The following is a 21,302-nucleotide window of genomic DNA, read 5'->3' on the forward strand; positions in this document are numbered from 1 at the left end:
GCGCTGCTGCTTCCCGGCTTGCGCTGCGCTTAGCCGGGCTACGAGTTTACCGCCGTCTGCGGGCCGGTGGCCCGGACAAGGCGCGCCAGCGCCGTCTCCGGGAAAATCACCGGGCCAACCCAGCAATACTTAAAACAGATTAGCCATAAACCTCACCGGATAGCCACGCTATCCGGTTTTGCTTTACTGCCCTGGCGGGATATCCGTCGCTTCGTTACGCCCTTGCACAACGTCTCCGTTACTGCTGGGCGCCGCTGCGGCCGCCGGCGCTGGCGCCATCAGCTTTTCCCACGTCGCCTGCAGATCCTTCATGTTGTATTCCGGCTCACCCTGCGGCTGCTGCAACACTAGCGCCATATCCTGCGACAGTTGCTGACGCAGGTACTGATTCAGCATGTCGACCGTCAGCGAATTGAGAAACTCCTGGCGCAGCTTCTGATACTGCTCGGGCGCGATATCCACTACCTGATTTTGCAACGAACGCATCCGCTGGCTAATCAGGATCCAGGTATCGGTGCGCGCATAGGTGGCGAATAGCTTCTGTAGCTCGAGGTTTTTCTGCGCGATCAGAGCATCAAACTCCTCCTGCGGCAGGCCGTTATCGCGTACTTTCGCCAGCTCGCGCGCTACGGTGGTCAAGTTGGCGTTCAGGCGCTCGCCCGGCGATTCGATATTGATCGCGCACTGGGCGCGCTGGTAGAGGACGCGGCAGTCAAAGCCAAGGCCGATATCCTTAATATTACTTTTGCTCAGATTCTGCTGTACGTGCCAGAACAGCGCTTCCCGGGCCAGATCGTCACGCCAGTAGCGCTGTAGAGCGACCGAGTCGCGGATCGGCTGCCACGGCGCATCCCACATCAGCGACAGCTTATCCTGGCGCACCGCATCGGTCATGATGCTGACCGGTGTCGTCGGCAGCGGCGACAGTGTAGGAACCGCCACCGGCGTTTCGCGCTTGCCCTTCAGGCCGCCGAACGTTTTGTTGATTTGCTCCGCAACGCTGCGGCTGTCAACGTTGCCGACCACAATCAGGGTCATGGCATCCGGCGTGTACCACTTCTGGTAATATTCTTTTAGCTGAGCAATATCAACCGGTTGCTTCAGGGGTGCCGCCGGATCGTGCCCCAGCATGGTGGACCCTTTCAGCCGATAGCGCCACCAGCCTTCTTTGGTATCGGCAGGCCAGGTCGCCACCATATCTTCGCCCTGCAGCGCGTGGTTGACCGCTTCCGGGGTGATCGACATTTTACCGCCGGCGCTGGCCAGCCAGCTCAGGGCCTCTTTCAGCAGATCGTTACGGTTATTCGGTAAGCTCAGGTTAAACAAACTGTAGTCATAAGAGACGATGGCGGGCGGCTGAGGACGCTTCGGATCAATACTCTGCTGCCATAGCGAACGGGCCTGCATGGTCGGGAGGCCGCCGTTTTGCGTCAGCGCGAGACGCGGGATAAAGTGGCTAAAGCCGCTCTGCTGAGTGCTTTCGCTCAGCGAGCCAATATTCACGGACAGGCGAACTTCGATACGATCGCTGGGACGCTGCGGGGTGGCCAGAACCTGCCACTGAAACCCGTTCGCCAGTGTCCCCTGTTGCCAGGCCGGGTCCGGCTGGAGCGCTTCTGCCTGCACATAACCGACCGTCGCCATCATCAGCAAACCACCGGTTAAGAGTCGAATTTTTGTGCCCTGCATGTGAACCCCTGATGAACAATCCTGGTTACAACAGCGGCCCACGGGAGGGCCGCCGAAAAAATATGGTGAGTTAAGTACGTCGGTTAGACCACACGGAGATGAAAATGTCGCATGTTGACGTGAAATAATCATAAGGGCCACCGCCGCGTCAGCGACAGTGACCCCTAATTATGCGCAGGAGCCCGTACTCCAGCAAGGGACTACGGGCCTAACAGATGGATTTATGAGGATAATTCGTGCGATTTGTTTACCGGCGTACGGTTATTCAGCACATCATCGAGCTGCTGTGAGTCCAGCTCTTTAACCCATTTCGCGACCACAATAGTCGCGACGCCGTTACCCACCAGGTTGGTCAGCGCGCGCGCCTCAGACATAAAACGGTCGATACCAAGGATCAGCGCCAGACCGGCGACCGGCAAGTGGCCGACGGCGGAAATCGTCGCCGCCAGGACGATAAAGCCGCTGCCCGTCACCCCCGCCGCGCCCTTCGAGGAGAGCAGCAGCACCACCAGCAGGGTTATCTGATGGAAAATATCCATATGGCTGTTCGTCGCCTGGGCGATAAACACCGCCGCCATCGTCAGGTAGATTGAGGTTCCATCGAGGTTAAAGGAGTACCCCGTCGGGATCACCAGCCCCACCACCGACTTACGGCAGCCCAGCTTTTCCATCTTATCGAGCATACGCGGCAGCGCCGACTCGGATGAAGAGGTGCCCAGCACGATCAGCAGCTCTTCGCGGATATAGCGGATAAATTTAAAGATGCTGAAGCCGGTGGCTTTGGCGATTGACCCCAGCACCACCACCACAAACAGGATACAGGTGATGTAGAAGCAGACGATCAGCTGGCCAAGCTGCACCAGCGTACCGACGCCGTATTTGCCGATGGTAAAGGCCATGGCCCCGAAAGCGCCAATCGGCGCCAGGCGCATAATCATATTGATGATGCCGAAGATCACCTGCGAGAAGCTTTCGATAACATTAAAAATCAGCTGGCCTTTGCTGCCGAGGCGGTGCAGCGCGAAACCAAACAGCACCGCAAACATCAGTACTTGCAAAATGTTGCCGCTGGCGAAAGCGCCAATCACGCTGCCGGGGATAATATCGAGCAAAAATGCCACGATCCCCTGGTCCTTCGCCTGTTCGGCGTAAACCGCCACGGCCTTCGCGTCGAGGGTCGCCGGGTCAACGTTCATTCCCGCGCCGGGTTGCACCACGTTAACGATAATCAGGCCGATGATCAGCGCAATGGTACTCACGATTTCAAAATAGAGCAGCGCCACCGCGCCGGTGCGGCCGACGGCCTTCATGCTCTCCATCCCGGCAATCCCCGTCACGACGGTACAGAAGATAACCGGGGCAATAATCATTTTAATCAGCTTAACGAAGGCATCGCCGAGGGGTTTCATCTGCGCACCCAATTCCGGGTAAAAATGGCCCAGCAGAATACCGATCGCTATGGCCGAGAGAACCTGGACATAAAGGCTTTTAAAGAAAGAGATTTTCATAGGGTGTCCTTTGGATATAACCACAGACCGTGAGGGGGTATTGCGTCCGTGGCTTAAAAATAACACCCATGAAACATTTCAGAAATAACGAGTGATGAAATTGAAATGTAATTGTTAATTTATTTGAGCTGACTCGCGTAAGCTAACAATGCGTTTACAAACTTGCATCCTCTACGGCGGCGGGTAAAAAGCGGGCGATAAAAGCCTCAGGCGGCATGGCGCAGCCAAAAAGATACCCTTGCACCGTCTCGACCCCCGCCACCTGCAGCCAGCGGTACTGGGTATCGGTTTCGACGCCTTCCGCGACAATGCGCAAATTCAGTCCGCGCGCCAGCTGGATAATCGCAGGCACCATACTGATGTCATTCGGCAGCATATCGATAAAGACTTTATCGATTTTCAGGATATCCACCGGCAGCGATTTAATATGCTGCAGCTGGCGCAGTCCCGCGTAGCCCATACCAAAGTCATCCAGCGCAATCCGCACTCCCGCTTCACGCAGCGGACGCAGCAGGGAAATAATCGCCTGCGGGTCGTCTATCCGCCGGCTTTCGGTGACCTCCAGAACCAACGTACCCGGCGCGATGCGATAGCGTGCGAGCAGGGCCAGCATCTCCTCGCCGCGATCGTGATGCAGCAGCTGTAGCAACGACACGTTGACCGACAGCGGCAGCATGATGCCCTGGTTTTGCCAGGCGGCAAGCTGACGGCAAGCCTCCTCCATCACCCAGTAGCCAACCGGGATCATCAGTCCGCAGGCTTCAATACGCTCAATCAGATCGCCCGGCAGCGACCAGCTCCCGTCCGCCTGCCGTTGACGCAGCAGCACTTCCGCTCCGCACACATTACCGCTGCTGGCGTCCACCTGCGGCTGTAGCCAGATAGCAAATTGCTGGTTATCAAGCGCCGTCAGAATATCGTGCTCTTCCATCAGGCGGCGCTGCGCTTTTTCCATCTGGTGCGGATCGAAGAATTCAATCTGGTTTTTCCCTTTACGACGCGCGGTCACGGCGGCGGAAAACGCCCGACGGTAGAGTTGTTCGCCGTTGATGTCGCCGTTAAACATCGCAATACCGATACTGGCGCAGGGGCGCAGCTGGATCCCGTGCAGCGGCAAACGTTCATTTAAGACAGTAAGTACTTGCTTACTTAACGTCACCGCCTGCCAGGGTTCGCTGATACCGTGGGCCAGAATCGCGAAGTCGTAGCCGCTCACCTGGGTCAGCACCATCTGCGCCGGGATAATCGCCCGCAGCTTTTCAACAAGGGTTAGCAGCAGCATTTCACGCTGCGTCTCTTTCAGTACGCCAGCGGTATCCTGTAGCGTTTCGCAGGCGACAATCAGCAGCGCCGAGGCCTGCGGGCGGGCGACGGTTTGCTCCAGCATGGCCATCAGAAAGGCTTTGTTCGGCAGCTCGGATACCGGGAAACGGGTCGACTGCAAAGAGAGCTCGTCGTGCATGCGCAGCAGCGTCTGCTGGTTGCGGTTGTAGCTACGCACCAGCATGCCGATTTCATCATCATGATGTAAACGCGGCAGCGTGAGCTGATGGCCCAAACGCTCATGCTGCGGGACATCGTTCAGCTCACGGGCGATTTTACGCAGCGGGCGGACGATCAGGCGGTTGATACACCAGGTAATCGCCACCGTCAGAATCAGCACCAGGAGTAAGTAAGCAGTCACTAACGTTGCGAGCGCGCTCATGACGAATTTATACATGCGGTAGGAATCGGCCTGCAGCACCAGATAGGCCAGCGGTTGCGGGTTGGCCGGGCGCTCCAGGGAGTAAATTGGCAGAGAAATCTGTACCGGCAGTTCGAACATGCGGGTGATCGTTACCGGCACCGGGCGTTCGGGAATAAAGCGCATCCGTAGCGCCTGGAACTGGTTGGGCAGCACGACATCCGCCCGGCTGACGATGCCTGCGGGCTGAATACGGCTCAGAATGGCTTCCGCCTCAGGGATATCGGCTTTCAGGATAGCCGCTGACAGCGGTTCGCGAACGGAACGCGCGATGCTTTCTAACTGCGTGGCCGTGGTAAAGCGACTCTGCTGGACGAAGTGAAACAGCAGAATAGAACAGAAGACCAGTACAAACGCCATGGACACGCTCGCGACCATCGCCATCTGTTTAATTGTAAGTGAACGGCTGACGCGCAACGGGGGTTCTCCACTGAAACTGAACGTATATCGGGTATAGATCCCTCTCACCGATCGTTATCAGGCTGATTATATACTTAAATTGTTCGCTCACGCCCGCCAGGCGCGAAGCAATGCCATCGGGAGGCTTTCCCGCAGGCTACACGGGTCGGTAAAGCACAGCGCGACCGGGGAACATTCCCGGGCGGCGGCTGACGCCTTACCGGGCTACAAAACCGTCCGGGTGATAAGTTCACCACCGCCATCGGGCCGGTGGCCCGGACAGGCGCCCCTGGCGCCGCCTCCGGGATGCAGCGCGCAGTGCAGCTTCAGCGCCACCGGAAAGGGAATCTGCGTGCCTGGCTGAAGGCAACGAGTATACGCGAAGAGCGCCGTGGAGTGGCGCCCTGTCGCATAATTCAGTCTAATCTGCTACCAGTCAGCGTAAGGGACCAACGGCTGCGGCGGCATATCCATATCGCCTTGCCAGCCGGAAGCTGAATAGCGGACGTACAGCAGCGCGTGGCTCGGGGTGTAATCTTTCGCCTGCTGAATATCCACCGCCGCCCCGACAAACCAGTTGCTGGTCACCCGTCGCTCAATCAGCGCCCGCGCGGTATAACCGACGCCGGAACTGCTGCTGCCCTCTTCCGTAAGCTGGCTGGCATCATGGCGATACTGCGAGGGAATCAAATTGAGCAGCGGATAGCGCGCCTCGGTTTTGGTGCGCGAATGGGACCATGACACCGAGCCTCCCAGCTCCCATGACCAGTTCTCCGTCCGCTGACGCCAGGTGACCGGCACCGAGAAGGAGACATATTCCTGTGGACTGTAGTAACCGCCCTGACCCAGCGTATAGCCGCTGAGATCCTTATCGTAGTGCCAGAGCATATTGTTCAGGCCGACGGTGACCCGGCGGTTATCTTCGTTAATGACTTTATAGTAGTAGCCGGTCATCCAGCGCACGCGCCAGTTGTCGGCGACGTTTTTCCCGGTCAACTGGTCGACGCCCAGCGAAGACCAGACGCCGTTGGCCTCGCCTTTATCGTAGCTCAGACTCACACCGCCGCCGTCGGCGCGCACTCCGCCCCAGGTCTTGCCGGTATGGCCGTCGTTAGGGTTATCTTTCTGCCCGCCAAAGGCCAGCAGCGAGCTGGAGATGGGGCGTCGGTGGAGGTTAACGGTGTAGCCCAGCGGGCCAACGTCGCTGCTGTAGCTCAGGCCGCCCACCACATCAACGACGTTAAAGCCCATCGGCGTAGTGCCGATATCGCCGCTCCAGGTATCATTCTTCCAGCCCACCGCGACGCTGGCGCCGCTGTCGCTCTGGTGTTTGCTGCCGCCGGTACAGGCGATTTCACCGCAGGTACCCCAGCTCGGCGAATAGCTGCCGTCGCTCTTCGTCGAAAAACTCCCGGCGTCCATATTCACCAGATCGGTACGGAAGAACATGCGCCCGTCGGCCAGCGGCGCGTCCACGTGCAGCATTGTGGTATGCGCTTTCAGGTCGGAATAGCCGCCGGTACCGCTGGAGCCCCAGTAATCATGTTCGAGGGTGACGTTAAGATCTTGCTGACGATAAAGATCGGCGGCGTCGCTGCGGATCCCGCGCTTCAGCCAGTCATCGCTGCTGTCGTTACGCGTCAGCCGCGTAAAGGTGTCGTTATCCTGTGGGCGCTCGCGGGCGACGCCGGAGGCCACCATTGCATCTTTATAGCCTTCCAGCGCCTGCTGCGGCTCGCCGTTCTGCGCCTGGAAACGCGCGGCGTCGCGCAGCACCAGCGCGCTTTCCATTGACGGCGGCTGCGCTTTCGCCTGTGGCACGATGCGGGCGAAGGTTTGCTGCGCCTGAGCGCGATCGCCCAACCCGGCCTGCGCCAGGGCGATACGCCGCTGCATATTGATAGAATCGATGTCTTCACCCTTGAGCTGCGCCACCTGGGCGCGGGCGGCATTTTTATCGCCATCGGCAAGATACACTTCCGCCAGGCCCAGACGCGCATCGCCGTTGTCCGGCTGCTGCCCCAGCACCCGCTGATATTCAGCAATCGCCGTCAGGCTGTCGCCGCGCTGCTGCGCCCAGTCCGCTAGCGTCAGCGCGTAGCGCACCGACGTCGGCTGCTGTTGAATCAGCGCGATCGCCCGGTCTTCCTGGCCGCTATCGCGCAACTGGTTTGCCTGCCGCAAGATCCTGTCGCTTTGCAGACGCGCCTCCAGCTCGCGGATATTATCCGTCCACTGCCCTCGAGGCAGGGCGTTAATCTGCGCCAGCGCCATCTCATCCTGGTTATTTCCGGATAAATAGAGGCCGTAGGCGTAAACCCGGTCGGCATCGCCAGGCTGGCGGTTGACCATCGCGCGCATGATCGCATCGGCTTCGCTGCGGCTGCCCGCGCTGACCAGATCCCGCGACAGACGGTAGGCGATCCACACGCTATCCGGATCCAGCGCCAGCCGTCTGCGCTGCACTTCCGCCGCCTGCGCCCAGTTGCCCTGGCTCTCCAGCGCTTCGGCCTGTTTCTCCAGCCGATCGTTCGTCAGGCTGCGTTCAATATCATCAATGCTGCGCCGCTGGCCCGGCGACAGGCTGGCGATATACGCGCTGGCTTTTTCCGGCGATTCGGCGCGATACAGATTCGCCAGACCGCGCACCGCCAGGCTGTTGCCGCGATCCATTCGCAGCGCGCGCTGGTAGTAGCGCTCCGCCGCCGCGTTTTCTTTACGCGCCGCCGCCACGTCGCCCAGCCCCAGCACCGCATAGCTGTCGGTATTGTCTATACGCTGCGCCTGGGCGTAATTATTTTGCGCCTGCGCCAGCTGGCCGCTTTTGAGGGCGCTATCGCCCTGCTTAATCAGCAGCCAGTAGCGGTTAGTCTTGAGCAGGCTGTCCCACTTATCGCGGCTCGGGCTATCCGGGTCCATTTTGATGGCTTTACTCAGTTGGGCCACCGCCCGCGCCCGATCGCCGCGCTGGGAGTACGCCTGCCCCAATGCGCCAACCGCGTCGCTGTCTTTGGCATCCGCCCGTACGGCCTGCTGCAAATCGGCCACGGCCACCGAACCTTTCCCGGCCTTCACCGCCGCCAGCCCCTCCGCGCGGTCGCGGAACGTCGGGTCTTTTAGCTGCGTCTGCTGCTGATCGAGCAGGACGCGGGCATTGGCCGAGGTGGAACCGGTGGGAAACTGCATGAGAAAGCGCTGCAGCGCCTGCACGCTGGCCCGGCTGACCGGCATGCTTTTCACTTCGTTAAACCAGATGTCCGCCGCGATACCGCGGCCCGCCGCCGAGCGGGACATCTGCTCCAGATAAGCAAATCCCTCTTCGGGCTTATTATCGCCAAACATCTGTTTCGCCAGCGCCGTTTGCAGCGAGACGTTGCCCGGCAAGCGGGCGTTAAGTTTTTTCAGCTGATTGATGCCTTCGTTATGACGGGCGGGAAGCCGCGCCACCAGCGTCCAGTACTCAATCGCCGCGTCATCATCATCAGGAACGCCGTTAAACAGCTTCTCGTAAGCGGCGATGGCTTCATCAACCTTCCCTGCCACGCCCAGCAGACGAGCCTGCTGCAGCTCCTGGCGACCATCGCCGGTGCTGCTTTTCATCTCATCGCGCGAGGCTTTCAGCTCAGGCGATTCCGGCGCCAGCTTCGCCAGACGTTCCAGCTGCTGCTTCGCGCCGGCGGTATCGCCCTGGCGGAGAAGATAGCGCATCCGCGCGGCAACAACGTCCGGATTATTCGGGTCGATCAATTCCAGGCGATAGAGCGACTGGCGCACCAAATCCTCACGTTTGCTGGCCTCACCGAGGCGGACCTGCTCCAGTAGATGCTCCTGAACAGGGGTAGTCGCGGCATGCGCCAGCGGCATCAGCGCGACGCCCAGGGAGAGAGTGAATAAGCTTAGTGAGAACTTGTGCATTCCTGGTTCCAGTCAGGCCGTAATTCACCGCCGGCGGTGAAACGAAAACGGTGTTGATCCCATCCCTGGCCGAAAAGGGTCAGGACCGCGCTGTAGTATGCATCCGCCCCGGGATAGTCATCGGCGACGCGCTGGCGCTGAATGGCGCGGGCATCTTCCTTCTGCAAGAACGGCAGTAACGCCGCAGAGAAGCCGACGGGGCCATTACCGGTGGTTTTACCGGTCGCGATGTTGGTTTTTTCTGGCGGCACGCCCTGTGCAACCGTCTGGGCCGCCATCGGTTTAAAGCGCGCCAGCAGGGGGGCTTTTTGCTTATCGCCGTCATCGAGCATACCGGTCCACAGATAGACGCGGATGGCGTCATAGCTGCCGATAATCGGTTTATCCGCTTTTAGCTGCCAGCCTTTCCCTTTCTGGTAGCGCACCCAGTCAGGCGAGAAGCCTTTTGGCGCGGTCTCCAGCAGCAGGCGCAGATTGTTGTCGCGTATTTTCGGCCAGGGTGCGCCAAAAGCGGCAAAATAGGTTGCCAGCTGCGGCGGTAGGTAGCTGGGATTGAAACGCCAGCCGCCGTCATCAACAAAGCCGACTTTTCCCGGCAGTACCAACGGCCCCAGTCCCGGCACCGTGGCGACCTCTTCTTCGGCAATACGCGCCAGCAGCGCTTTGCCGACTTCCGTATAGTGAGGCGTTTGCCACAGACGTCCGGCTTCCAGCAGCGCCCAGGCTATCCACAGGTCGGAGTCCGAGGCGGAGTTGCTGTCCAGCACCGTCCACTGGTCATCGCTCTTTTTCCCCCACAGCCAGCCCGGCAGGTGCGCGCGCAGATCGCCCTCAGCAAGATTGTTTTGCGTCCACTCAAACAGCTTGCGGAAGCCGTCGCGATCGTTAGCCGCCAGAGCAAAGAACAGCCCGTAGCTTTGTCCTTCTGAGGTGGTGATTTTTCGCGCATCGCTGGGATCGATAACCCGACCTTCGGCGCTGACGTACTCTTTTTTAAACTGCTCCCAGGCCGGCCACTGGCAGGCGGCGCTCACCTGCGCCGCCGCCAGCATCAATACTGATAACACCACACTACGTACCGCGTTCATCATCAATTACTCATCATCAAGATCGAGGCGGCGACGGCTGATAATACGCAGCATGCGCCACAGTACCCATGCCAGCAGAACGATGCTGACCGCCGCCAGAATCGCCAGCAGCACCGGATGGCTGGAGAGCGCAAACCAGATGCGTTCGAACCACGGCAGGTGGCCGATATAGTAAATATCGCCCACCCTCAGGCTGTTAACACCCGACTCACGAATGACCGCAACGGAACCAAACATCGCCGCGCGTTTACCGCTGTCGTTAAGCGCCTGGGTCAGCAGTTCGTTGCCGCGCGGGCTGTCGGCCAGCAGCGCCACGACGCTGCGTTGATCGTTGTACGGCGACTGGAAGCCAATAATCGCCGCCATCGGCCCGGTCGACGTGACGTCGGTGCGGGTATTCGGCGTTCTGGCCTCGGTATCGGGATAGATGCTGGCCAGATCGTAGTGGCGCATCGGCATTTTCACCCAGCTTTTGGTCGCTTCAACCAGCAGGTTGATTTTCGTGTCGTCCTTCAGCGCCTGCGGAATGGAGCCAATCAGCAGCAGGTCGGCGTCTTTATCTTTAATCTGGCTACCGTCGTCAGTCATGCGCAGGTTAATGGCCGCCATGCCGGTTTGCGCGCCGATGCCGCCGGCGGTTTCCAGCAGCGTGGCAACCTGGCCCTCGGTCGGCGACCTGGGTACCACGACCAGGGTATCGGCGAGATCGGCCATCCGGCTGTACGGGAAGCCCGCGTTAGCAAAGACGCGCAGATCCGGCATCGCCATAAAGTGATAGTACTTCGAGAAATCGATGGTCGAGTCATCGCCTATCACCACGTGGTTCTGCACCGGCTGGAAGGTAATACAGTTATCGATAGAACCACCCGGCATCGGGTTCATATACTGGAAGTCGAAGCGCAGCTGATTCATGGCGCCGAGGCGCAATGCCGGGATCGTCACTTCCGTTTTGCCGTCCAGCAGCCCCTGCAGCACCGGCAGGCGCAGTATCAGCTTATTCACATCCTGCGAGCTGTTGAGGCTGAAGGACTGTAAGAACTGATCGTTAAGGCTGATATCCATGCGCGAGCTGTCCTTGATCGGCGGCATGGTATAGCGATAGTTCAGGTTCATATCGATGCCGTTGGCGCGCAGCAGGTAGAGATCCGGCGGCAGGTTCAGCGCCACGTTGATGGAATCCGGCACCAGACCGCTGGATTGCAGCTGCTGTTCGTAGGTTTTCAGCTCGGCAAAGGTCACCGCCCGATCGGTACGCACCCAGTTTGGCGCATCGTACGGTTTACGCGCCTGCAGCTGTTTGACATCGTCAACCGTCACGCTGCTGCCGCGGAACAGAATATTGCCCTGGGCTATCCCCTTCGCCGCCTGCAGCAGGTCTTTATCATCCCGCCCGAAGACCACCAGCAGCTTGACGTACGGATTATCCGGGTGGTCGATCATTTCAATCGTCGGCGCCTTAACCGGCGGATGCTCGCGCAGGAAGTCAGGGCGCTTATCGTTGGTCGCAAAAACAATGGCGTTACGGTCAGGCAGTTGGTTGAACTGGACCGGGAACTGCTGGCCGCGCCAGCCCGCCTTGCTACCAAACCAGGAGGCGATAATGGCCGCCGCCTGCTGCTGCAGGACATCCGGTGCGGAGGCGAAGACCATCGGCAGCGTCAGCTGGCGGTTATCGCGCGAATCGTAGAACGGCACCGGGAAATGCGAAAGATCGTTGCGCACGTTCAGCGACTGGTAGGTTAAATCCAGATAGCTTTCGCGACCGACGTCCAGCCATAAGGTGCTGCTGGCCGGGTTTTCACACACATCGCGATAGTGGCCAACGAACTCAAGACGCACGCGGTTAAAGTCGGTGATATAGAGCGGATCGATAGGGATCTGCGCGCTGACTTTTTTGCCCAACTGCTCTTTGGTGACCGGCAGCACGCCCATCAGCTCATCGTTAAGATACACCTTCAGCTGCGACTGCACCGGCAGCAGTGACGGAGAGGGCGTGTAGTCGAGATTCAGCAGCGCTTTCGCTACCACTTCATCGCTGCGCATGCCGAACTCTACCGAACCCTCAGGGCGCGCGCCGCGCAGCACCATGCTGCCCGGAGGCGGGGCGATTTTAGCGAAGGTCAGCTTCACGTCGCGGGTCGGGGCGTTATCCAGCACCACCACCGGCGCCGCTGGGTCGGCAAGCGTCGCCGTGGGCTGGCTGTCCGCCACCGTACCGGCGATACCGGGTACCGTCGTCGTCTGCGTGGCCTGCGGCGCCGGTTCCGCATACGAAGCGAAGGGAGACCAGCCGCCAATGCCCACCGCTACTGCATAAATCAAAGAGAGTTTTCTGTTCATCGCATTATCATCATTGTTGAGCCATCGCCGGTTCTGCCGAGAGTGTCGCCGCTGCGCGTTCCGGACGGCGCGGAATAAACGAGACAAACCAGGCCACCAGCATGGTGAGCGAGCGGAAAATAACCTTCACCGACGGCGGAGAGAACTCCGCCAGGTGACGATATCCACGGAACCCCAGCTTCAGGATATCCAGCAGGCTTTCCATCGGCTTATCTTCCGGGAAGCTATCCTGCCAAAGCGCCCACGTATCTGCGCGAGCAAACGTACACTGTACAAAATCGATATGTTGTTGATTGCTTAACGGCAGCAGCTGTAGCCCAACCTCGCTGCCGTTGACCCGCGCAACCCGCACCGGGAAGGCGTACTCCTGCTGCCCGCGCTTCAGCAGCAGCTTGACGTGCTGACTTTCCAGCACCTGCGCCTCGCCGTGAATCTTGACGCCGAGGCCGCCGTCGGAGTAATCATGGACGGTACAGGAGAACAGGTGCCCGTCATCGCGGGCAATCGCCGCTGGCATCGACATCTCCACGCGGTGCGATCGCCGCACCTGCTTGCTCTCAACCGAGACCGCCACCGCGCCGCCGAGAATAATCAGGTTATAGAACACCCAGATAATGCTCACCCAGACGGTCAGAATTTCGTTTTCCGGGCCGTACATAAAGCGCCAGATCCCCACCCCGACGCCGACCAGGTTCAGCAGCACGAGGTAGATATAGGGACGAGAGATCACCCAGTCGACGTACTCGTCCTCCACCAGGCCGCCTTTCGCCGTCACGTTGAATTTGCCCTTATGCGGGTTAATCAACGCGACAAAGGTCGGCGGCGCGATATACCACGCCAGCACCGTTTCATAAATTTCACTCCAGAAAGAGTGGCGGTATTTGCCCTGAATCTTCGAGTTGGTCAGGCTGGCGTGAATCATATGCGGCAGCACGAACAGGGCGATCATCAGCGCTGGCGCATAGATGATATAGGCGTGCAGCAGCAGAAACGCCAGCGGCGCGGTCAGGAAGATCAGCCGCGGAATACCGGACAGAAAGTGCAGCATCGCGTTGACGTAGCAGACGCGCTGCGCCAGCTTCAGCCCTTTGCCAAACAACGGGTTATCAAGGCGGAAAATTTGTACCATCCCGCGGGCCCAGCGGATGCGCTGGCCAATATGCGCCGACAGGCTCTCCGTTGCCAGACCAGCCGCCTGCGGAATACGCATGTAGGCTGAAGTGTGCCCGCGACGGTGCAGGCGCAAGGAGGTGTGGGCGTCTTCCGTCACCGTTTCCACGGCAATGCCGCCGATTTCATCCAGCGGGCCGCGGCGGATCACCGCGCAGGAGCCGCAGAAGAAGGTCGCATCCCACATGTCGTTCCCGTCCTGCACCAGGCCATAAAACAGCGTGCCTTCGTTCGGCGTTTTGCGGAATCGTCCCAGGTTGCGCTCAAACGGGTCCGGGGAAAAGAAGTGGTGCGGCGTCTGCATCATCGCCAGCGCTTTCTCTTTCAGGAACCAGCCCATGGTCATCTGCAGGAACGAACGGGTCGGCACGTGGTCGCAGTCGAAAATCGACACAAACTCGCCCTTGGCGTACTTCAGGGCGTTGTTGATATTGCCGGCTTTCGCGTGTTCGTGGGTGGTGCGCGCGATGTAGTGCACCCCGACGTCTTTGGCGAACTGACGGAACTCTTCGCGCCCGCCGTCGTCGAGGATCCAGATATTGATCTTGTCTTTCGGCCAGTCGATGCCCTGAGAAGCGTAAATGGTGTTTTTCACCACGTTAAGGTCTTCGTTATAGGTCGGCACAAAAATATCGACCGTCGGCCACTGCGCCATATCCTCCGGCAGCGGAACCGGTTGACGGTTCAGCGGCCAGACGACCTGGAAATACCCCAGCACCAGCACCACCCAGGCATAAGTTTCAGCAAACAGCAGAATTATCCCGCACACGAGGCTCACGGGATCATCCCAGTTGAGCGTCGAGGTGTAGCGCCACCAGATGTAGCGGCAGGAGACGGTTAGCGACAGCACGATCAGCATCAGGGCCGAAAAGCGTCCCGGAATACGGCGCACCAGCAGCGCTACGCCCCACAGCAGCAGCAGGAAAATAAACTGCGATAGCGGATTAAACGGCTGGGTAATGCAGAGCAGCGCGAGGATCAGCGAGAAAAAGGTTATCGTGCCCAGAATAAGCCGCCGTATTTTCGGATTCAGGTGCCCCAGCTCTTTATGCTTATCCAGATGGCCGGTACGGGCGTTGACCTTTTCCGGCAGCTTTTCCAGCCACTGGGCGTAGCGCCCGTGGACGCCTTCCAGCGCCGCCAGGGAACGCCAGTTGATCTTTTTATCCGGCTCAGGCGCCCGCGTCGCCAGCAGCCACACGGCTTGCAGCAGGTAGCGAATCGGGTCCAGCGGGCGCGGCCGATGCGGATTAATATGCGGGAAAAACTCGCCGTGACGTTCGCGGATAGCCTGCCAGCGCGGCGTTTCCAACGGCATAAACGCCCATGCCAGAGACGCCCACAGGCAGCCCAGCGCGGCCGACAACCACGAGGCGCCGTGCTGGCGGTAATCAAGATAGCGCTCGCTCAGCCGTTTCCCGACCGGCGGCGCCAGCAGCAGCGCGCTCAGGCGAAGCATTCCGCCCCCTTGCCGGCGTAGTGCAGCAGGCACCAGTTGGCAAGCGTCAGTATCTCTTCCGCCGCCAGCGAGTCCTGGCGGTATTCGCCGAGGGGCTGCTTCGCCGCCAGACACTCCGCCATCGCCTCATCACGATGAATCGTTACCGGCAGAATGCGCCGCTGGCTCTCCAGCCACAGCTGATACAAATCCTCCTGCAGCTGGCTGCCGACGCGCAGATCGTTAATCAAAATATCGCTATTGACCGGCAGCGCCTGCTGATGCAGGCGAATATGGCTATTGCCGTCCGGATGCACGACGACCAGCGTGCGGTCGCAGACGTCAATGAGAGAGCGGGTCAGCGGCGAGTAACCGTCCGGCAGGTCAATCAGCAGCCAGCGGTGATCGCCCTGCTGATGGAGCTTCTGCACGATCCCGGCCATCGGCGCCAGCGTCGGCTGAAGCTGGTCGATATTCTCGCGCTCGCCCGGCGTCAACTGACCAAAAGGCAACAGATCGATATGCGAAGTGTAGCGCAGCCCGGCGTCGCGCCAGTCGGTGCCGTCGATCGTGGCGCGCGCCCAGCCCGCTTTATGGCTGAAATCGACGTTGAAAAAGAAGCGCAGCATGTTGTCCGGGCTGGCGTCCACCACCAGTACGGTTTCACCAAGTAACTGCAGCGCCCAGGCCAGCGCAGCGGTTATCGACGTGGTGCCAGTACCGCCGCGCACGCCCTGTAATCCCAGAATCGCCATTGATGGCTTCCTTACTTTTTCTCTGCTAATTCAGCCAGTAATGGCCAACGTTTTAGCGCCGCGGTTAACTGCTCGCGTCGGGAAATATCGTGGTAGTTAATATCAGGCAGGGAAAATGCCCGGCTTAACGCCAGGAAATCATTTTGAAACGTGTAGCCCAAAGTCGCATCGGTGGGTACAGCAGGCTCTTTTGCTGGCATTTCTCTGTCCGTTGGAAAATACAATAAATTAAACCGAGAGGCGTAAGTTCATCCTTAAAATATGTTTACATGCTAAAACTGATGTCCTTTAATTTCAATGTTAGGTTTACTCTGACGCTTTCGCTAGTAAACTAATCAAGTGTAAATCAAGTCTCACGAGGGACGCCGTGGATATCGTATATTCTTTGGGTATTTCATCATTATGGGACGAAGTACGCCATATGCCCGTTGGTGGAGTATGGTGGCTGAATGTCGACCGCCATGCCGACGCAGTAAGCCTGCTCAACCATACGCTGGCAGCCCAGGATAAAAAGAGTCAGGTTGCGGCGATAGTCATGGGCGAGAACCCCAATAAAATCATTGCACCAGGAAAAGATCGCGGCCCAGAAAAGATCGCGTTGTTTAGCATGCCGAACCGCTTTGAGGGTCTGGCAGAAATGCACCGTGATTTAGTTTGCTCCCTCGAACCTGGCAATTATTTGTTTATTCTGCTATGCGCTGAAAATGCCTGGCAAAATATAAAAAGTGAAGATCTATGCAATTGGGTTGAAAAATCATATCGATGGACTAATTACCATCGTTGTTCATTATTAGTACTTAATTCCGGGCACGATATCGATAAGCAACTCTCCCCTTTATTACGCGAGTACCGCTCGCTTTCCGGCCTGGCAAGTATTCGTTACCAGGGGGATAATCACCTGTTCGATATCGCCTGGTGGGGAAGTGAAAAAGGCATCAGCGCCCGGCAGCAGCTCATTGTTCTCCAGGATGAGAACGGCTGGCAGCTGGCGCAGGATGAAGAAACGGTGGTGCAGCCGCGCAGCGATGAGAAAGTCATTCTCAGCAATCTGCGCGTACTGGAGGGGGCTCCCGCGCTTTCCGAATACTGGACGCTGTTCGATACCAACGACGCCGTTTTCAACGCCGGGAGGATGGCGCAGGCGGCGACGCTGATCTTCTCCATTACCCAGAATGAGCAGATTGAACAGCTGGGACGCTATATCCATACCCTGCGCCGACAGCGCGGCAGTGCGTTAAAAATTATCGTCCGTGAGCAAACGCCAAGCCTGCGCGCCACCGATGAACGCCTGCTGCTGAGTAGCGGCGCCAATATGGTTATTCCCAGCGGCGCGCCGTTATCACGCTGCCTTACGCTTATAGAAAGCGTTCAGAAACAGCAGTTTACTCGCCATATTCCGGAAGATTTTAATACTCTGTTGACCTGGAGCCAGCCGCTAAAACTGCGCGGCTACCAGAAATGGGAGGACTTCTGCGAAGCGGTGCATAATATTATGGCCAACACCATGCTGCCCGCCGATGGCAAAGGCGTGATGGTGGCGCTGCGCCCGGCGCCCGGCCTGCGCGTAGAGCAGGCGCTGACGCTGTGCAAGCCCAACCGCATGGGCGACATTATGACCATCGGCAACAATCGCCTGGTGCTGTTTCTGTCATTTTGCCGGGTGAACGACCTGGATACCGCGTTAAACCATATTTTCCCTTTACCAACCGGCGATATTTTTTCTAACCGTATGATTTGGTTTGAAGATAAGCAAATAACGGCAGAGATCATCCAGATGCGCGGGATTCTGCCGGAGAACTGGAACACGCCGCTGCCCATTTCGCTTGGCAAAAATGAAACCATCAACGCGACCCATGACGGGCGAAGCTGGCGGCGCAACCCCGAGGCGCACCGTCTGTCCCTTGATGGGGAGCCAACCTTATGATGTCTATCGCCGATATTATTCAGCTGGTCGTCCTGTGCGCCCTGCTGTTCTTCCCGCTGGGATACCTGACGCGCCACTACCAGCGGCGTATTCGCACCACGTTAAGACTGATGTTCTTTAAACCCCGTTATGTCAAACCGGCTGGCGTGCTGCGCCGGGAAGCGGCATCCAGGCAAGGCAAACCAACGAAATGACCAAACCCAAAACACCCACCGCGTCGCTTCCGCTCTGGCGGTACTGGCGAGGCTTATCTGGCTGGAACTTCTACTTTCTGGTGAAGTTCGCTTTGCTATGGGCGGGATACCTCAATTTTCATCCCATGTTAAACCTGGTGTTTCTGGCCTTCCTGCTGGTGCCGATTCCGCAGTATAAGCTGCACCGCATCCGCCACTGGATAGCGATCCCGCTGGGCTTTATGCTGTTCTGGCACGACACCTGGCTGCCCGGCCCGGAAAGCATTGCCAGCCAGGGCTCGCAGATTGCCGGCTTCAGCGCCGACTATATCTGGGATTTGGTGACCCGCTTTATTAACTGGAATATGGTCGGCGCTTTCTTCGTGCTGCTGGTTCTGTGGCTGTTTATCAGCCAGTGGCTGCGGGTGACGGTTTTCGTCTCTGCAATCATGGTCTGGCTGGTCGTCAGCCCGCTGCTGCCCTCTTTCACCCTTTGGCCGGCAGGTCAGCCAACGGCAGTGGCGGCGAACACCACCGCGAATACGACCGGCGGTACGGCCATCGCGACCAATACCGCACCGGCGAATAACGATATTCCGCCGCAAACCGAGCCGCCGACTTCAGCCAATCTGACCAACTGGCTGAACGCCTTTTATGCTTCTGAGCAGAAACGTAAAACCACTTTCCCGGACGCGCTTCCGGCCGATGCCCAGCCGTTTGATGTCCTGATTATCAATATCTGCTCGCTCTCATGGTCAGACATTGAAGCAGCCGGGCTGACGGACCATCCGCTGTGGAAGCATTTCGACCTGCTGTTCAAAAACTTTAACTCGGCGACCTCCTACAGCGGCCCGGCGGCGGCGCGTCTGCTGCGCGCCAGCTGCGGCCAGCTCTCGCACGCCAACCTCTACCAGCCGTCAGGTAGCGAATGCTATCTGTTTGAAAACCTCGCGAAGCTGGGCTTTACTCAGCAGTTGATGCTCGGTCACAACGGTATCTTCGGCGATTTCCTGAAAGAACTACGCTCGCTGGGCGGTATCCAGAGCCCGCTGATGGATCAATCCGGCCTGCCGGTGATTCTGCAGGGCTTTGACGGCTCCCCGGTCTATGACGACCAGGCAACGCTGAACCGCTGGCTGCAGACGCTGGATAAGCTGAATACGCCGCGCACGGCGACCTTCTACAACACGCTGCCGCTGCATGACGGTAACCACTATCCGGGCCAGAGCAAAACCGCGGACTATAAAGCCCGTGCGCAGAAGTTCTTCGATGAGCTGGACAGTTTCTTCACTGAACTGGAGAAATCGGGGCGTAAGGTGCTGGTCATCGTCGTACCGGAACACGGTGCAGCATTGAAAGGCGACAAAATGCAGGTTTCCGGCCTGCGCGATATTCCCAGTCCGTCCATTACTAACGTTCCTGCGGCGGTGAAATTCTTCGGCATTAAAGCGCAACATCCCGATGCGCCGATAATCATCAACCAGCCAAGCAGCTACCTGGCGATTTCTGAGCTGGTGGTTCGCGCCCTCGACGGCAAGATGTTTGACGAAAACGACATCAACTGGCAGCAGTATATAGCCAACCTGCCGCAGAGCGCGGCGGTGTCGGAAAACTCCAACGCTATCGTCATTCAGTACCAGGGGAAACCGTATGTTCAGCTGAACGGCGGCAGTTGGGTCCCTTATCCGCAGTAAACGAAAAGGCCGCAGGATGTTACCCCTGCGGCCCCGTTCGGGCGCATGCTGCCACTAAGGCAGGCAGATACCCACCGGCTGGCTACTTGCGGTTATCCATCCAGCTCACGATGATGCTGACCAGAATGCCAGCAATCACCGGAGCCGCCAGATCGTCCCACAGCACCAGGCCTAACTGAGCGAGCGTCATACAGCCGCCTTGTTGCAATGGCAACCGTTCGCGGCTATCCTCAAATTGTTCAGGTTTGAGAGTAGCCCCCGATACGTTGCCAGGTTGATACCAAACAACGTGCGGGGGTTTTCTCTTTCCAGCAACCAATTCATCTCTGCCGCCGGGGTTCAAGCCCCCACAACATTGCGCCTCACCGGGTAATCCCGGCTTGCCGATGATTCTACGGCGCCCTTCCGATTTCAGTACTCGGTCCTGGCGCGTTATTCGAGGCGCCTTCCATAGTTTACGCCTGGTCTTTATTTGCCAGCCATACCAGCAGCTTCAGGCTGGCGGAGTAGTAGTCGTCCTGGGCACTAATCTGCGGCTCGGCCTGCGCTTCGCCAAGGGTTAAATCGCGTACCGCCAGCAGCCCGCCGGTCATAAACCACGGCGCCACTTCATTGGTGTTGACATTGATCCACGCCGGCGTTTGCAGACGCGGATAGCGCTGGAACCAGTTTTTCCATGGCGTCAACAGGCTGCTTTTCGGGTCACTCCAGTAAACATACAGCGGAATACGGATCGCATCGAAGCTCATCCGCGTCGGCCACTCTTTTGCCGGCTCCATCCTGCCGTCCGCTCTTAAGGCGACCCAGTCGCTGGGAAGCTGAGATGTCCCCCACGCCATTTTCCCCAGCAGCGCCTGACCATCGCTCTGCAGCTTTCGCCAGGCGGTTAAATGCGTCCGCGCGGCGAAAGCCTGCCATGCCGGAAAGATAAAGTAGGAGGGATTAAGGTTCAGATGATCGTTGAGATAGAATCCCTTCGCGCCCGGAAGCATGACCTGACGGCCGGCGAAGGTGACCACCGTGGACTTCAGTAGCGAAGCGGTTATCGCATCCGACGCACTGCCGTAGGATTTTTCATGCCACTGCTGCTGCGCGCGCAGCAGCGCCCAGGCAATCAGGGTATCGCCATCGGTGGCATCGTTTTTATCCGCCACCGGATTAGGCGCCACCGGATTGTAGCGCCAGTAAAACAGCCCATTTTCTTTGTTACGCAGCGTTTTATCGGTCCACTGCCATAGCTTGTCAAAGGCGGGGCGATCGTTATTGCCCACCGCTAACAGCATAGCAAAACCTTGCCCTTCGGTATGAGAGACGTTGCCATTGCCGGTATCAATAATGCGCCCGTCCGGCATCATAAAACGCGATTTATAGCTTTCCCACGCCGTATCGGCCCACGCGTGGGGAAGCATCATCACCGTCGTCACCACGACTGTCGCTAAAGCACGCAAGGACATAAATTCACCCT

Annotated in this window: 14 protein-coding genes; 3 read left to right on the forward strand and 11 right to left on the reverse strand. The window is 58.6% G+C overall.

Annotation, left to right across the window (positions count from 1 at the left end; all coding sequences use genetic code 11):
* Positions 1–183: 183 nt before the first annotated feature.
* From IYV58_RS25990 to bcsR, 9 genes are all read right to left on the reverse strand, one after another.
* A complete protein-coding gene (locus IYV58_RS25990; protein ID WP_004126319.1) occupies positions 184–1,689 on the reverse strand; it encodes a M16 family metallopeptidase in 1,506 nt (501 codons plus the stop codon).
* Positions 1,690–1,910: 221 nt separating this feature from the next.
* On the reverse strand, positions 1,911–3,197 hold the full coding sequence (locus IYV58_RS25995) for a dicarboxylate/amino acid:cation symporter (protein ID WP_004126321.1): 1,287 nt from the start codon (positions 3,195–3,197) through the stop codon (positions 1,911–1,913).
* Between the two features lie 154 nt (positions 3,198–3,351).
* Positions 3,352–5,358 (reverse strand): biofilm formation regulator HmsP, encoded by a 2,007-nt coding sequence (gene hmsP / locus IYV58_RS26000; RefSeq protein WP_004126323.1) that lies wholly within the window; start codon positions 5,356–5,358, stop codon positions 3,352–3,354.
* Positions 5,359–5,769: 411 nt separating this feature from the next.
* A complete protein-coding gene (gene bcsC, locus IYV58_RS26005) occupies positions 5,770–9,255 on the reverse strand; it encodes a cellulose synthase complex outer membrane protein BcsC (protein WP_195729326.1) in 3,486 nt (1,161 codons plus the stop codon).
* Positions 9,237–10,346, reverse strand: a complete 1,110-nt coding sequence (gene bcsZ, locus IYV58_RS26010; protein WP_004126327.1) for a cellulose synthase complex periplasmic endoglucanase BcsZ — start codon at positions 10,344–10,346, stop codon at positions 9,237–9,239. The genes bcsC and bcsZ overlap by 19 nt, the downstream gene beginning before the upstream one ends.
* Positions 10,347–10,349: 3 nt before the next feature.
* Positions 10,350–12,683, reverse strand: a complete 2,334-nt coding sequence (gene bcsB / locus IYV58_RS26015; protein ID WP_195729327.1) for a cellulose biosynthesis cyclic di-GMP-binding regulatory protein BcsB — start codon at positions 12,681–12,683, stop codon at positions 10,350–10,352.
* A 10-nt stretch (positions 12,684–12,693) separates the two neighbouring features.
* Positions 12,694–15,312: a UDP-forming cellulose synthase catalytic subunit gene (gene bcsA / locus IYV58_RS26020; protein WP_195729328.1), complete on the reverse strand. Its 2,619-nt coding sequence runs from the start codon at positions 15,310–15,312 to the stop codon at positions 12,694–12,696.
* The gene (gene bcsQ, locus IYV58_RS26025) at positions 15,300–16,046 is read right to left on the reverse strand and encodes a cellulose biosynthesis protein BcsQ (RefSeq protein WP_195729329.1); all 747 of its coding nucleotides are present in this window, start codon (positions 16,044–16,046) and stop codon (positions 15,300–15,302) included. The genes bcsA and bcsQ overlap by 13 nt, the downstream gene beginning before the upstream one ends.
* Before the next feature lie 11 nt (positions 16,047–16,057).
* On the reverse strand, positions 16,058–16,246 hold the full coding sequence (bcsR, locus tag IYV58_RS26030) for a cellulose biosynthesis protein BcsR (protein ID WP_004126335.1): 189 nt from the start codon (positions 16,244–16,246) through the stop codon (positions 16,058–16,060).
* 167 nt (positions 16,247–16,413) lie between these two features.
* Here bcsR and bcsE point away from each other — a divergent pair, with 167 nt between their 5' ends.
* Genes bcsE through bcsG form a run of 3 tightly spaced genes read left to right on the forward strand, consistent with a single transcriptional unit; the run spans position 16,414 to position 19,837 of the window.
* Positions 16,414–17,970, forward strand: a complete 1,557-nt coding sequence (bcsE, locus tag IYV58_RS26035) for a cellulose biosynthesis protein BcsE (protein ID WP_049114981.1) — start codon at positions 16,414–16,416, stop codon at positions 17,968–17,970.
* The gene (bcsF, locus tag IYV58_RS26040; protein WP_004126340.1) at positions 17,967–18,164 is read left to right on the forward strand and encodes a cellulose biosynthesis protein BcsF; all 198 of its coding nucleotides are present in this window, start codon (positions 17,967–17,969) and stop codon (positions 18,162–18,164) included. Before bcsE ends, bcsF begins: the two co-directional genes overlap by 4 nt.
* Positions 18,161–19,837, forward strand: a complete 1,677-nt coding sequence (gene bcsG / locus IYV58_RS26045) for a cellulose biosynthesis protein BcsG (RefSeq protein WP_004126343.1) — start codon at positions 18,161–18,163, stop codon at positions 19,835–19,837. Before bcsF ends, bcsG begins: the two co-directional genes overlap by 4 nt.
* Positions 19,838–19,919: 82 nt before the next feature.
* Here bcsG and IYV58_RS26050 read toward each other — a convergent pair whose 3' ends face one another.
* Positions 19,920–20,027, reverse strand: a complete 108-nt coding sequence (locus IYV58_RS26050) for a type I toxin-antitoxin system toxin Ldr family protein (RefSeq protein WP_042926890.1) — start codon at positions 20,025–20,027, stop codon at positions 19,920–19,922.
* Between the two features lie 265 nt (positions 20,028–20,292).
* Complete coding sequence (locus IYV58_RS26055) at positions 20,293–21,291, reverse strand: glycosyl hydrolase family 8 (protein WP_004126345.1); 999 nt, start codon at positions 21,289–21,291, stop codon at positions 20,293–20,295.
* Positions 21,292–21,302: the final 11 nt, after the last annotated feature.

The sequence above is a fragment of the Klebsiella sp. BDA134-6 genome (assembly GCF_015601345.1).
Lineage (GTDB): Bacteria > Pseudomonadota > Gammaproteobacteria > Enterobacterales > Enterobacteriaceae > Klebsiella > Klebsiella grimontii.